Here is a 14096-nt window from a genome sequence, read left to right on the forward strand (position 1 = left end):
CGCATGCTGGACTACGACAAGGAAGCCGACGCGTACGACGCCAGCAGGGGCGGTGAGCCCAGAGCGGCCGCCGCCGCGGACGCCGTACTCGGCCTCGTCCCCGACGACGTTCAGGCCCTGCTCGACGTCGCGTGCGGCACCGGAATCGTCACGCGCCGCCTCGCCGCCGCCCGCCCGACACTCCGGGTGACGGGCGCGGACGCCGCGCAGGGCATGGCCCGGATGGCGGCGGCACGGCTCCCGGGCGCGGTGGTCCGCGCCGACAGCCGCCGACTGCCCTTCCCCGACGCCTCGTTCGACGCCGTCACCAGCGTCTGGCTGCTCCATCTGGTCGACGGCGCCGAGGACGTCCGCGCCATCGTCGCCGAGTGCGCGCGGGTCCTGCGCCCGGGCGGGGTGTACGTCACCACCGTCGACAAGGCCGCCGCGCACGACGTGGGCAGCGACATCGACGCCGTACTCGCCTCCCGCCCGCGCCGCCCAGCCCAGGACCGCCCCGAGGACGTGGAGGCGTACGCCGTCGAGCACGGCCTGGCCCCGACCGGTGGGGCTCGTTTCCGGGGCCACGGCCAGGGCCGCAGCCCGCGCAGCACGGTGGCGGACCTGCGCCGCGGCTGGTTCACCCGGATCCCCCCGGACGACCCGCTGGCCGAGCGTTTCGTCACGCTGCTCGAAGCGCTGCCCGATCAGGAAGTCCCGCGCCCCGACCCGCAGTTCGCTCTCCGCGCGTTCAGGAAGATCCCCGCCGCGCGAACTCCATGACCCAGTTGGTCACCCATGTCTTCTCCCCGTCCACGGAGAAGGCCTGCTCCCAGCGGGCCGTGGTCGGGGAGATCCCCGACCAGACGAACCGCACCCGCACGTCCTTCCCGTCGTGCGTGTCGTCGCCGTGGAACTCGCCGCGCCCGTCGGGCCCGAACCGCCCCACCACCGGCGGAAACAGCTTCCCGCTGCGGCTCGACGACCAGTTCAGCGACCACACCCGCGCCGCCGGGTCGAAGAGCCGCAGGGTGAGCCCCTGCCAGCCCTCACCGGGCACCGTCATCTCGTCGATGTTCGCGGCGCCGTCGAACAGGCTCCAGCAGCGGTTCGTGGCCTCGAACTCCTCCCAGCCGCTGTCGGGGTCGAGGAAGTCGCTCAGACGCCGGTGGTGGACGTCCCACTCGCCGTGGAAGAAGTCGAAGTCGTGCGGGCTGCTCATGAGCGGTCTCCAGTCGTGCCCTCGGGGAGGGAGTCGGCGAGGTAGGCGTCGAGGTCGGGGGCGTCGGGCGCGAGCATGTGCCGTACCCAGGCGTCGCGTTCGTGCAGGATCGGCGGCAGCTCCCAGACGCAGCCGATCCAGGGGAGGTCGGGTGTGATGAAGTGCGTGGGGTCCCGGTCGGGGCAGCCCAGGACCGGCTGGCCCGCCGACGCGCCGCGGAAGTGCAGGACGTTGTCCCACACCCAGCTGTACGCGTTGAGGTAGGCGCCGTCGTCGCCGCCCCGGTGCAGTACGACGAAGGTCGCGGGCGGTGTGCCGTCGGGCTCCGGCAGCAGTTTCGGCAGCATCGCGTACGCCGCCGCCTCGACGTCGGGTGCGATACCGGCCGGGCCCGCGGTGACGTGGTAGCGCTTGATCCGTCGTCCCGCCACCTCGATGGGCGGCGGCACGGTCAGCAGTTTCTCCCTGAAGCCCGAGGAGTTCGGCGAGGTCGTGGAAGCCATGACGCGCACGCTAGGCGGACTTCACTGACATCCTGTGTCAGTGAAGTCCAGCCGACTCGTCTCGATCCTCCTGCTGCTCCAGACCCGCGGCCGGATGACCGCCGCAGACCTCGCCGAGGAGCTCGACGTCTCGGTGCGCACGGTCTACCGGGACGTCGAGGCACTGAGCGCGGCGGGCGTCCCGCTGTACGGCGACGCGGGGCACGCCGGCGGCTACCGCCTCCTCGACGGCTACCGCACCCGTCTCACCGGCCTCACGGAGGGGGAGGCCGAGGCCCTCTTCCTCGCCGGCGTCCCCGGCCCCGCCGCCGAAATGGGCCTCGGTCCGGTCCTGGCCGCCGCCCAGCTGAAGGTGCGCGCCGCCCTCCCGCGCGAGCTGCGCACGCACGCCGACCGGATCAGCGGCCGCTTCCACCTGGACGCCCCCGGCTGGTACGCGGACGCCGACGACACCCCGTACCTCCCCGCCGTCGCCGACGCCGTCTGGAACGCACGGGTGCTGCACGTCCTGTACCGCCGCTGGCGCGAGCCCACGGATGTGCGGCGCCGCCTGGAACCGTACGGCCTGGTCCTGAAGGCGGGCCGCTGGTACGTCGTCGCGGGCCCCGGTCCTCGTACGTTCCGCGTCGACCAGATTCTCGAACTCACCGCGATGGAAGAGGAGTTCAGCCGCCCGGAGACGTTCGACCTGGCCGCGTACTGGACGGCGTACCAACAGGAGTTCCACGACCGGCTGCACCGCGCCGAGGCCGTGATCCGGATCGCGCCGGGAACCGTTCTCACCGGCCCGGCGGCCCGGGCCGCCGAGGTCGACGGCCGTGTGGATCAGGACGGTTGGACGCGCGTCACCGTCCCCATCGAGTCCATCGACCAGGCTCACGACGCATTCCTCGGACTGGGCGCGGCGATCGAGGTGCTGGAGCCCGCCGAACTGCGGGAGCGCATCGCGCGCACGGTGGCGGCACTGGTCCGCCTGTACGCGTAGAGAGCGCTTGCACGCAGGTGTCCGAGGGCGGCAACTCCGCTGCCCGCCGCGGCGACTGAGGGGACAGAAGCAGTCTGTCCTCCCAGGAGGTAACCATCGTGCAGCACTCGCACAGGCAGCACCGCAGACGCGCCATCGGCTCGGCCCTGGTGACCACGGCCGCCCTGATCGCCGCCGGGCTCACCGCCCTCGGCACCGGCACCGCGCAGGCGGCCACCGCCCGCCAGGTGGAGGCCCTCGACCGGGGCGTCGTCAGTGTCCACACCGACAGCGGCAACCTGGTCAGCTGGCGCTGGCTCGGCACCGACCCGAACGACGTGTCGTTCAACGTCTACCAGGCCGGTACGTTGGTCAACTCGACGCCGATCACCGGCTCCACGAACTACTTCCACTCGGGCGCGCCCGCCCAGGCCGACTACACGGTGCGCGCGATCGTGAACGGCGTCGAGCAGGCCGACTCCGTCCACGCCGTCCAGTTCCGCACCGGATACAAGGACGTGCCCATCACCCCGCCCGCGGGCGGCACCACTCCCGACGGGGTCGCCTACACCTACGAGGCCAACGACGTCTCCGTCGGCGACCTCGACGGGGACGGCCAGCTCGACTTCGTCCTCAAGTGGCAGCCCACCAACGCCAAGGACAACTCCCAGTCCGGCTACACCGGCAACACCGTCATCGACGGCATCAAGCTCGACGGCACCCGCCTGTGGCGCATCGACCTGGGCAGGAACATCCGCTCGGGCGCGCACTACACACAGTTCCAGGTGTACGACTACGACGGCGACGGCAAGGCCGAGGTCGCCATGAAGACGGCGGACGGGACGACGGACGGCCGGGGCACGGTGATCGGCAGTTCCTCCGCCGACTACCGGAACTCCAGCGGATACGTACTGTCCGGGCCCGAGTACCTGACCATGTTCAACGGGCAGACGGGCGCCGCCATGGGCACCGTCGACTATGTCCCGGCGCGCGGCACGGTCTCCTCCTGGGGTGACTCGTACGGCAACCGCGTCGACCGATTCCTCGCGGGAACGGCCTACTTGGACGGCTCCCGGCCCTCCCTCGTCATGGCGCGCGGCTACTACACCCGTACCGTCATCGCCGCCTGAGACTGGCGGGGCGGCGCCTTCACCCGACGCTGGACCTTCGACACCAACTCCTCGACCAACAGCGGCAAGGGCTACGACGGCCAGGGCAACCACCAGTTGTCGGTCGCGGACGTCGACGGGGACGGCAAGGACGAGATCGTGTACGGCTCGATGGCCGTGGACGACAACGGCAACGGCCTGTGGACCACCAAGAACGGGCACGGGGACGCCATGCACGTCGGCGACCTCGACCCTTCCCGCCCCGGCCTGGAGGAGTTCAAGGTCGACGAGGACTCCTCGAAACCGGCGTCCTGGATGGCGGACGCCAGGACGGGCACGATCCTCTGGTCCACGGCGGCCAACGGCGACAACGGCCGAGGCGTCTCCGATGACGTCTGGGCGGGCAGCGCGGGCGCCGAGTCCTGGTCCTCGCACGCCGACGGCGTCCGCAACCCGCAGGGAACGGTGGTGGCGACCCGCAAGCCGGGCAGCATCAACTTCCTGTCCTGGTGGGACGGCGACCCCGTCCGTGAACTCCTCGACGACACCCACATCGACAAGTACGGCACCTCGTCCGACACCCGCCTGCTGACCGGCTCGGGAGTCCACTCCAACAACGGCACCAAGGCGACTCCGTCACTGTCAGGCGACATCCTCGGAGACTGGCGCGAGGAGGTCGTCTGGCCGACGACCGACAACACGGCCCTCAGGATCTACTCCACCCCCTACGAGACGACCACCAGGATCACCACCCTCCTCCACGACACCCAGTACCGCACGGCCCTGGCCTGGCAGAACACCGCCTACAACCAGCCCCCGCACCCGAGCTTCTTCATCGGCGACGGGATGACGACGGCACCCCGGCCGACGGTCTACACGCCGTAAGCAGTAGGGGCGCGCGCCGGGTGTGGCGCGCGCCCCTACTCGCTCAGCTCACCGTGCAGGTCTGATCCCCCAGCTTGAAGGACGTGGGTGTGGTGTTCGACCCCGTCCAACTCCCCGTGAAGCCGAAGCTCACCGACGAACCCGCCGCCACGTTCGCGTTCCAGGTCAGGTTCTTCGCCGTGACCGTGGTGCCCGACTGGGCGGCGTCGGCGTTCCAGGCCTGGGCGATCTTCTGTCCGTCCGCGAAGGCCCAGGAGAGGGACCAGCCGCTCCAGGCGGTGGTGCCGGTGTTGGTGAGCGCCACGTCGGCCTGGAAGCCACCCGACCACTGGTTGGTGATCTTGTACGTCACCGCGCAGGCGCCCGTCGGCGGGGGCGTCGGATCCGTACCGCCACCCCCGCCACCGGTGTCCGAGCCGTCGCCGTAGATGATTCCGCGCCCGTTGGTCGCGATGTACACGCGTCCGTAGATCCGCGGGTCTCCCGTGATCGCGCCGCCGGTCCAACCCCACTGGTGGGCGTCGTCGTTGATGCGGGTCCAGCTCGCGCCCTTGTCCGTCGAGCGGAAGATGCCACGCACCCCGCCGATCTTCGCGCTGGTGTAGAGCGTCTGGTACGAGGCGCCGGTCGCCGCCTTGCCGAAGCCGATGGTGTCGGCCTGGTCGACGTTCGACAGCTTGGTGAAGCTCGCGCCGCCGTCCGCGGAGTGCCACAGCCCGTACGCGCCGTCGCTCGCGCCGCCCGCCAGCCACACGTCGCCCTTCGCACCGGGCAGCGCCTTGAAGCGCACGCTGTCACCGCTCGGCAGGCCGGTGGCGGCGGAGGCGGTGAAGGTGGCGCCGCCGTCCGAACTGACGTAGAACTTGCCGGACTTGAACCCGTAGAAGGTCATCGGGTCGACCCGGTCCGACTCCACGATCGCGCCGGACGGGATGCCGCCGGACGCCGACCACGACGTACCGAAGCCGGCCGTGTACTGCACCCCCGCGCCCACCGGGCTCCACACGAAACGGCTGCCGTCGGACGCCGCGGCGACCGTGCCGCCGCCGCTGACGCCCGAAGGGTCGGTGCCCGCGAACCAGTTGGCGCCGTTGTCGGTGGAGAAGGCGATGTGCGGGCCCGAGTCGAGGTTGCCGACGCGCACCACCGTGTTCGGGTCGGTCTCGGCGTAGTCGAGGCTCGTCGTCGTGGTGAAGTTCGGCGAGGTGTACATCATCGACGGCACCTTGGTGAGGTCCGTGTGCCGGAAGCCGCCGATGTCACCGAGGGCGCTGAGGAGGGTGGCCCCGGAGGGGGGAGAGGCCAGGTCGTTCACGGCCGTCTCCTCCAGGCCCTGGACCATGGGCCGAATCGTGAACTGGCTGTCGCTGTCCCAGTTCGTGAGGTTCTCGGTGCCGTAGATCGTCGCGCCCGTTCCGTACATCATCCGGGCTGAGTTGAACGGGTCGATCTCCAACCCCTCGGTCATCCAGCCGAGTTTGGGCGACTGCTCGGGAGGTGACGGGTTCGCGTGGAACGTCAGCCAGGGCACGGACGACACGTCCATCGTGTAGCGGTTCGAGCGGTTCGGGTACGAGGTGTAGTCCCAGGCCTTCGTCCAGGTGCCGCCGCTGTCGGTGGATCGGAAGATCTGGGTGTCCGGCCACCACGAGCTGTACGCCGTGGTCATCACCGTGCCCGGATGCTGCCGGTCGACGGTCAGTCCGCTGAATCCGTAGTAGGTGTCGGCCTCCGCGACCGGGCTGATGTTCGTCCAGGTCCCGGTCCTGGTCGCGTACCGCCACAGCCGGCCCTTGCCGCCGTCGTACGGGCCGCCCTTGTCGCTGTAGGCGAGGTAGAGGTAGCCGTTCGTGGCGTCGAGGACGCCCTTGTGGGCCAGCTGGCCGGTGGGCTGCCCGGCGAGCCGGGACCAGGTCGCGCCGCCGTCCGTCGAGCGGTAGACCGCGTTGTCCTGGTCGGCGACCCCGACGTAGATCGTCTGCGTGGCGCTTCCCGGGGTGCCCGTGGACTCGTCGAAGGTCACCCACACGATGCCCTGGTTGTCACTGGTGTAGCCGCTCGTGTCGGTCGCGTCCTGCACGTAGGTGCCGACGTTCGGGAAATTGGTCACCTGCGACCACGTGACACCCGAGTCCGTCGACCGCCACAGACCCTTGCCGCTCGGCGCGCCGAGGTACAGCACGCTGTCCTTGTGGGGGTCGATCGCGAGGCGCTCGCCCATGCCCCGGCCAGGCATGTTCCCGCCCAGCTTGAAGGGCAGGTCCGTCCTCTGCCAGCTCGCGCCCCGGTCGGCGGAGCGCAGCACGGCACCGTTGCCGGGGTCCCAGCTGTTCGTGTAGGTGCCGACCGCCGCGTACACCTTGTTCGGGTCGACGGAGTCGGACGCGAGGCTGACCACCCCGGTGTGGCCCCACCGGTCCCAGCCGATCGAGTCCGTGAGCGGGATCCAGGTCCTCGTCGACTCCTGCCAGCGGTAGGCGCCGCCGATGTCCGTGCGGGCGTAGGCGAGGTTCTTCTCGGAGCGGTTGAACACGATGCCGGGGACGAAGCCGCCGCCGTCGATCCGGGCGTTCTTCCAGGTGTACGTGTCGGCGGCGAGCGTCGTGGTCGGGGGGCTCGAGGCGAGGGCGGACGGACTGCCCGCCAGCAGGCCGGCGGCCAGTGCCAGTACGGCCGTGAGGATACGGGTTCTTCGCACGGTGGGGTCCTCTCTGAGGGAGGGCATGACGACCGGGCGGCCCCCAGTGCGGGTGGGGGCCGCCCGGCCAGGTGGCCTCGTCGTCAGGTGACGAGACCGCGCACGCGGAGCTTCGGGCGCTCTTGGAGGCACGGTGCTGGTCCGCGCCCCTGGGGGCGCGGGGAACTGCGCGACCAGCCACGGACGGCCCGCAGCTCAAGTACCGCCCAACCCGCGGAGCGCCCGGCGGGGACTATTCGAGAAGCTCCGCGTACGAGCCCATGGCCAGGGCGATGTCCGCCTGGGCCCAGAACCGGTGGTACGTGAAGGAGGGCGCGGCTCCGCCCGCCAGATAGGCCTCGATCTTCGACCAGTTCGGGTCGTTCTTGTAGAAGGACCTGAGCGAGGTGAAGGTCGAGGTGGAGTTGATCGTGTCGCCGTTCGGCATCTTGCCGCTCCAGCCGCTCGGGACGTAGACCGTGTCGTCGAAGCGGTTGTAGTCGGCGCGGGTCTCCGGGACGGCGATGCCCAGGCTGTCCTGGTAGTTGCTCCACATGCCGTCGAGGAGTGCCTTCGCCGTCGTCTTCGCCTGGGCGTTGCCGGACTTGGCGGCGTAGTACGACAGGGTCTTGGCGTACGCGGCGGCCACACCGACGTCGTTGGTGTAGTCGGCGACGGTCACGTGAAGTCCGGTGTTGGGGCCGGGACTTGAAGCGTTCCAGGTGTCGGGCGCGCCGGACCACTGGAGCGTGGAGGGGATCTGATAGGTGCCGTCCGGGTTGATCGTGGTCTTGGACAGCGCCCAGGAGACCCACTTGTCGAGGACCGCCTTCGCGCTCGCGTTCCCCGTCTGCTGGTAGTACTCGGCGACCCGCTCCATGGACCAGGCCTGGAAGCCGAACCACTGGTTGGACGGCGGGTCGTGGTACACCGGCTGCTGGTCGTAGTACATGCCGTAGAAGGTCGGCGTCCCGGCCGGCGGGGTCGCGTAACGGCCCGCCCAGCTGTTGGTCGCGCCGCCCGCGATGGCGCCCTCGTTGGACTGAAGCCAGCGGTAGAACTCCAGCTGCCGGGTGAGGGAGGTGCTCCAATCGGCCGTCCCTGTCGACGACTTGGGCTTCAGATCGGCGTACGAGCTGAGCGCGTACGCGGCCAGCGGGTTCTGGTAGCCGCCGTGGACATGGCTGGAGCCGATGCGCCAGGCCCAGCCCGCCGAGGTGTCGGTCGCACCGCCCCAGGCGTAGTACCAGGAGAGCAGATAGTGCGAGGCGTCCTTTCCGGTGCCGGCCGCGCAGGTCGACGGGCCGACACAGTTGCCGATCTTCTTGAAGTACTTGTCGTACATGGCGTAGCGCAGATAGTCGCCCATCTTCGCCGCCTTGCCGACGGTCGCGGACACGTCGCCGCCCTTGCCCTGCGCCTTGGCCCACACGTCGGCCCAGTACGCGGCCTGCACGGCCCGCGCGTCGGCGTCCGGCGCGTCGGTGTACTTCCACTGCTTGGCGTACGAGGAGTCCCCGGTGAAGAGGTCCAGGTAGCCGTTGGTGGAGCCGTACTTGAAGGCGTCGCAGGTCGGCTGCGGCACGGTCTCCCACACCGACTCCTGCGCGCCGCGCTGGAAGGTGTTGATGTACGACGGTCCGGTCGCGGTCGGTCCGGCCTCGCACTTGCCGGGCTCGTTGCCGTAGCCGTAGACGTTGTCGACGTCCTGGAGCCAGTGCATGCCGTACACGTCGTCCGTGCCGTACGCGCTCTTCAGCTCGGCCGCGATCGGGTCCGGGCCGACGGAGACGCCCGTGTCGAGCTTGGCCGGGTACTCGTTCGGGGTGTCGAGTTCCGGCGCGTAGGTCGCGGGCTTAGAGGCGTTGTAGAAGGAGTTCGTCGGCTGGTCGGCGTGGGTGGGGATCATGTACGTCTCCATGGTCGTCCACGCGGCGTTGAACTTGGACCAGTCGCCGGTGACCTTCCCGTACATCGCCTGCAGCCAGATCAGATAGCTGTACGCCTCCGACGTCGTCTCATGACCCTGGTCCGGCGCCTCGACGATCAGCGTCTCCACCGAGTGGTAGGGGATGCCCTCGGGCGAGAAGTAGCCGTTCGCCGGGTTGGTGATCCTGCCGTAGAGGTCCAGGAAACGTGCGTCGTAGGCCTTCGACGCGGCCAACTCCGTCACCGTGACCGTCGCCTTGGCGTACCCGGTCGCCGAGGCCGTGAAGGTCGCGGCGCCGGTCCCGGAGGCGTCGGCGGTGACGGTCACGTTCTGTGCCGTGTTCCAGTTGGCCGGGGTGAAGGTGAGCGAGGCGCCGCCGGTGACGGACAGTCCGGTATTGCCGTCCGTACGGGCGGTCGTCACCGTCACGCTGGCGGCCGGCTGTTTCGAAAGTTGTACGGCGAACGTTCCCGATTTGCTCTGCTGGACGCCGAGTTGCGTCGGCGAGGCCACCACGGCGGGACCCGAGGCGACCGTGATGCCGACCGGTGTGGACGCCGCGGAGGCGCCCAGGCTGTCGTAGGCCTTGGCCACCAGTGAATGACTGCCCACGGTCAAGCTGGAGGTGGACAGCGTGTAGGGGGAGCTGGTGTCCGTGCCCAGCAGGGTCGTGTCGTCGTAGAACTCGACCTTGGCGATCGTCGCGTTGTCGGCGGCCGCCGCGGTCGCGGCCAGCGGTATCGCGTCGCCCTGTGTGTAGACCGCGCCCGCGGCCGGGCTGGTCAGCACGGTGACCGGCGGCTGGTGGGCGCCGGTGCAGGTGGTGCCGTTGATCGCGAAGGAGGCGGGCGCCGTGTTGGTGCCGCTGTAGGTGAACTGCGCGCCGGTGGAGACCGCTGCCCCGGCGGCGATCGTCCCGTTCCAGGAGGCGTTCTTCGCGGTGACCGTCCTGCCGGACTGCGACCAGGTCCCGTTCCAGCCGCTGGTCAGCGTCTGGTTGCCCGTGTAGTCGTACGTCAGGGTCCAGCCGTTGATCGGGTCCGTGCCCCGGTTGGTGAGCGTGAGATCCGCGGTGAAGCCCGAGCCCCAGTCATTGGTCTTGTAGTCGACGCTGCACTGAACTCCCGCTGCTTGAGCGGGAGTTGAGCTATTCGCGAGCATGGTGAACGGAAGCGCGAGGGCCGCCACCACGGCGGTCCACAGCCGCCGGGTACTCCGGCGTCTGCTTCTGGAACTTGGGTGCATGTCCTGGTTCCTCCTTGCGGCTCGGAGAAGTGGGGGGCGGAGCAGCAACAAGCCTTGAACCAGTGGGAGCGCTCCCATATTGGAGAGGGGGGTCGAAGGGGTCAAGGTGCTTGAAGAGTCGAAATTGTTCGATTGATCAACAGTGCGACGCCTCTGTCCTTTACCGACACTTGGCGCTAACTTCATCCGCACCAGTGGGAGCGGTTCCATCAGTCGACGCGTCCGTCACGACGCGCCCGAGCTGCAAGGAGTCGCTCATGCGACACCCTCCGCGTTCAGGACTTTTAGTGGTCGGCGCCGCGGTCGCCCTCGTGGGCACCGCGATCGCGCCGGTCGTCACGGCTTCAGGAGCCACCCCCGCGTGCACGGTGGACTACTCCGTCACGAGCCAGTGGGACACCGGCTTCCAGGGCGCCGTGAAGATCACCAACAACAGGGCCGCGCTCAGCGGTTGGAGTCTCACCTTCGACTTCGCGAACGGTCAGAAGGTCGGTCAGGGCTGGAACGCCAAGTGGTCCCAGTCCGCCACGACGGTCACCGCGGCCAACGAGAGCTGGAACGGTGCGCTGGGCTCAGGGGCCAGTGTCAGCGCCGGGTTCCTCGCCTCGTGGTCGGGGAGCAACGCCGTACCCACGACGTTCAAGCTCAACGGGACCACGTGCAACGTGGACACGGAGCCGTCGCCGACCCCGACGGATCCGCCGCCCACGACCGGTACGGCACCCGAGCTGCACGTCTCCGGGAACAAGCTCGTCGACGCCGGCGGCACGACACGGCGGCTGCTCGGCGTCAACCGCTCCGGCGGCGAGTTCATGTGCGTCCAGGGATACGGCATCTTCGACGGGCCCGTCGACGACGCCTCGGTCAAGGCGATCGCCGACTGGAAGGCCAACACGGTCCGCATTCCGCTCAACGAGGAGTGCTGGCTCGGCCTGTCCAACATCAAACCGGAGTACGCGGGCGCCAACTACATCTCCGCCGTCAAGGACCTGGTCGCCAAGGTCGAGGCGCACGGGATGACCCCGCTCGTCGAACTGCATTGGAACCACGGGCAGTACACCGGGAACTCGGCGGGCTGCTCGGACGTGCACGCCACCTGCCAGAAGCCGATGCCGGACGCGCAGTACAGCCCGGCGTTCTGGTCCTCGGTCGCCGGCACGTTCAAGGACGACCAGGCCGTCGCCTTCGACCTGTTCAACGAGCCCTACCCGGACCGCGCGACCTCCACCACCGCCCAGGCGTGGGCCTGCTGGAAGGACGGCGGCAGCTGCCCGGGCATCGGCTACGAGGTCGCCGGGATGCAGGACCTGGTCGACGCGGTGCGCGGCACCGGCGCCAGGAACCTGATCCTGGCCGGCGGGCTCGCGTACTCCAACGACCTGAGCCAGTGGCTGACGTACAAGCCGAGCGATCCCACGGGCAACCTCGTCGCCGCCTTCCACACCTACAACTTCAACACGTGCGCCAGTGAGAGCTGCTGGAACTCGACGCTCGCCCCGGTGGCCGCCCAAGTCCCGCTCGTGGCGGGGGAGATCGGTGAGAACACCTGCTCCCACGGCTTCGTCGACACGGCGATGAAGTGGTTCGACGACCGGGGGCTCTCCTACCTCGGCTGGACCTGGAACACCTGGGACTGCTCCTCCGGTCCCTCCCTGATCTCCGACTACGACGGCACTCCCACGTCGTACGGAGTCGGGCTGCGTGATCATCTGCGCGCCCTCAACGGATGACCGGTGCGCGCCCTCAACGGATGACCGGCGCAGGAATCAGACGCACACCCGCGCCGGAACCCGACGCACACCCGCGCAAGAAGTCAACGGACACCCGCACAAGAAGAGATGGGAACCCGCACTCATGAGTCGTACCAAATCCGCGCTCTTAGGGGCGCTCGTCCTGCTCGCCGGCGCCTCGGGAACCGCCGTGGCGGCCGTTCCCGCGGACCCCGCCGGGATCGCCGCCATCCCCTGCACCGTCGACTACAAGGTGCAGAACCAGTGGGACACCGGCTTCACCGCGGCCGTCACGGTCACCAACAACAGCGCCGCCAAGACCTCCTGGGCGGTGAAGTGGGCGTACGCCGGAAACCAGAAGGTGACCTCGGGCTGGAACGCGAAGATCAGCCAGAGCGGCACCGCCGTCACCGCGGCCAACGAGACCTACAACGGGACGCTGGCGACCGGCGGTTCGGTCAGCTTCGGCTTCAACGCCTCCTACAGCGGCACCAACGCGCTGCCCACCTCCTTCACCCTTGACGGGATGACCTGCAACGTCGACGACGGAAGTGGTGGCGGAGGCGGGGGAGGAGGCAGTGACCCCTCCGGGAGAGTCGACAACCCGTACGCCGGAGCCAAGGTCTACGTGAACCCGGAGTGGTCCGCGAAGGCGGCGGCGGAGACCGGCGGCAGCCGGATCTCCAACCAGCCCACCGGTGTCTGGCTCGACCGGATCGCCGCGATCAACGGGGCGAGCGGCAGCATGGGTCTGCGCGCCCACCTCGACGCGGCGCTCGCGCAGAAGGGCAGCGGCGAAGAGGTCGTCCAGCTGGTCGTCTACGATCTGCCCGGACGTGACTGCGCGGCCCTCGCCTCCAACGGAGAGCTCGGCCCGACGGAGATCGACAAGTACAAGACGCAGTTCATCGACCCGATCGCGGCGATCCTCGCGGACAGCAAGTACGCCTCGCTGCGGATCGTCACGACCATCGAGATCGACTCGCTGCCGAACCTCGTCACCAACACCGGCAGCCGGGCCACCGCCACCCCGCAGTGCGACACCATGCTTGCCAACGGCAACTACGTGAAGGGCGTGGGCTACGCGCTCGCTAATCTCGGCGCGATCCCGAACGTCTACAACTACCTGGACGCCGGCCACCACGGCTGGATCGGCTGGGACGACAACTTCGCCCCGTCCGCGACCCTGTTCAAGCAGGCGGCCACCAGCGAGGGCGCCACGGTCGACGACGTCGCCGGGTTCATCACCAACACGGCGAACTACAGCGCCCTGAAGGAGAACAACTTCACCATCAACGACACGGTGAACGGCACCTCCGTCCGCCAGTCCAAGTGGGTCGACTGGAACCGCTATGTCGACGAGCTGTCCTTCGCCCAGGCCTTCCGCAACCAGCTCGTGTCGGTCGGCTTCAACTCCGGCATCGGCATGCTGATCGACACCTCCAGGAACGGCTGGGGCGGCACCGCACGGCCCACCGGCCCCGGCGCGACGACCAGCGTCGACACCTACGTCGACGGCGGGCGCTACGACCGCCGTATCCACGTCGGGAACTGGTGCAACCAGGCCGGTGCCGGTCTCGGCGAGCGCCCGCAGGCCTCCCCGGCCACCGGGATCGACGCCTATGTGTGGATGAAGCCCCCGGGTGAGTCCGACGGCTCCAGCTCCGCCATCGCCAACGACGAGGGCAAGGGCTTCGACCGGATGTGCGACCCGACCTACACGGGCAACCCCCGGAACAACAACAGCATGTCCGGCGCGCTGCCGAACGCCCCGCTGTCGGGGCACTGGTTCTCGGCGCAGTTCCAGCAGCTGATGACGAACGCGTATCCGCCGCTGTAGGACGTCCGACCT

The 14096-nt window shown here is 69.3% G+C and carries 8 protein-coding genes and 1 pseudogene; 5 read left to right on the top strand and 4 right to left on the bottom strand.

Translation table 11 applies throughout. The features are described 5' to 3' along the window. The first annotated feature begins 3 nt into the window (after positions 1-3). The gene (locus FNV62_RS41135; protein WP_144315974.1) at positions 4-762 is read left to right on the top strand and encodes a class I SAM-dependent methyltransferase; all 759 of its coding nucleotides are present in this window, start codon (positions 4-6) and stop codon (positions 760-762) included. Here the strand turns inward: FNV62_RS41135 and FNV62_RS41140 are convergent. Both FNV62_RS41140 and FNV62_RS41145 read right to left on the bottom strand, forming a co-directional pair. Continuing rightward, a complete protein-coding gene (locus tag FNV62_RS41140; RefSeq protein WP_060900433.1) occupies positions 731-1201 on the bottom strand; it encodes a hypothetical protein in 471 nt (156 codons plus the stop codon). The two genes, FNV62_RS41135 and FNV62_RS41140, sit on opposite strands and share 32 nt — an antisense overlap. Further along, a complete protein-coding gene (locus FNV62_RS41145) occupies positions 1198-1704 on the bottom strand; it encodes a hypothetical protein (protein WP_144315975.1) in 507 nt (168 codons plus the stop codon). The genes FNV62_RS41140 and FNV62_RS41145 overlap by 4 nt, the downstream gene beginning before the upstream one ends. A 40-nt stretch (positions 1705-1744) precedes the next feature. On the opposite strand from FNV62_RS41145, the gene FNV62_RS41150 reads away from it, so the two are divergent. Both FNV62_RS41150 and FNV62_RS41155 read left to right on the top strand, forming a co-directional pair. After that, entirely contained in the window at positions 1745-2689 is a 945-nt protein-coding gene (locus FNV62_RS41150; protein ID WP_144315976.1) for a helix-turn-helix transcriptional regulator, read from the top strand. A gap of 98 nt (positions 2690-2787) precedes the next feature. After that, positions 2788-4662: pseudogene (locus FNV62_RS41155) on the top strand (rhamnogalacturonan lyase). Between the two features lie 43 nt (positions 4663-4705). Here the strand turns inward: FNV62_RS41155 and FNV62_RS41160 are convergent. Continuing rightward, positions 4706-7360, bottom strand: a complete 2655-nt coding sequence (locus FNV62_RS41160; RefSeq protein WP_144315977.1) for a cellulose binding domain-containing protein — start codon at positions 7358-7360, stop codon at positions 4706-4708. A 232-nt stretch (positions 7361-7592) separates the two neighbouring features. Beyond that, a complete protein-coding gene (locus tag FNV62_RS41165; protein WP_144315978.1) occupies positions 7593-10514 on the bottom strand; it encodes a glycoside hydrolase family 48 protein in 2922 nt (973 codons plus the stop codon). A gap of 257 nt (positions 10515-10771) precedes the next feature. Between FNV62_RS41165 and FNV62_RS41170 the strand changes: the two genes are divergently transcribed. Together FNV62_RS41170 and FNV62_RS41175 are read left to right on the top strand one after the other, a co-directional pair. Beyond that, complete coding sequence (locus FNV62_RS41170; RefSeq protein WP_082416619.1) at positions 10772-12244, top strand: cellulase family glycosylhydrolase; 1473 nt, start codon at positions 10772-10774, stop codon at positions 12242-12244. Between the two features lie 124 nt (positions 12245-12368). Continuing rightward, positions 12369-14084 carry a glycoside hydrolase family 6 protein gene (locus FNV62_RS41175; protein WP_144315979.1) on the top strand — a complete coding sequence of 572 codons (1716 nt, stop codon included), beginning with the start codon at positions 12369-12371 and terminating at the stop codon, positions 14082-14084. The last annotated feature ends 12 nt before the right edge of the window (positions 14085-14096 follow it).

The sequence above is a fragment of the Streptomyces sp. RLB3-17 genome, from assembly GCF_007113425.2.
Classification (GTDB): domain Bacteria; phylum Actinomycetota; class Actinomycetes; order Streptomycetales; family Streptomycetaceae; genus Streptomyces; species Streptomyces mirabilis_D.

Bases quoted from the DNA above. Each gene is read 5' to 3' on its own strand.
- FNV62_RS41135 (WP_144315974.1), top strand. From the start codon at position 4: ATGCTGGACTACGACAAGGAAGCCGACGCGTACGACGCCAGCAGGGGC.
- FNV62_RS41140 (WP_060900433.1), bottom strand. From the start codon at position 1,201: ATGAGCAGCCCGCACGACTTCGACTTCTTCCACGGCGAGTGGGACGTC.
- FNV62_RS41145 (WP_144315975.1), bottom strand. From the start codon at position 1,704: ATGGCTTCCACGACCTCGCCGAACTCCTCGGGCTTCAGGGAGAAACTG.
- FNV62_RS41165 (WP_144315978.1), bottom strand. From the start codon at position 10,514: ATGCACCCAAGTTCCAGAAGCAGACGCCGGAGTACCCGGCGGCTGTGG.
- FNV62_RS41170 (WP_082416619.1), top strand. From the start codon at position 10,772: ATGCGACACCCTCCGCGTTCAGGACTTTTAGTGGTCGGCGCCGCGGTC.
- FNV62_RS41175 (WP_144315979.1), top strand. From the start codon at position 12,369: ATGAGTCGTACCAAATCCGCGCTCTTAGGGGCGCTCGTCCTGCTCGCC.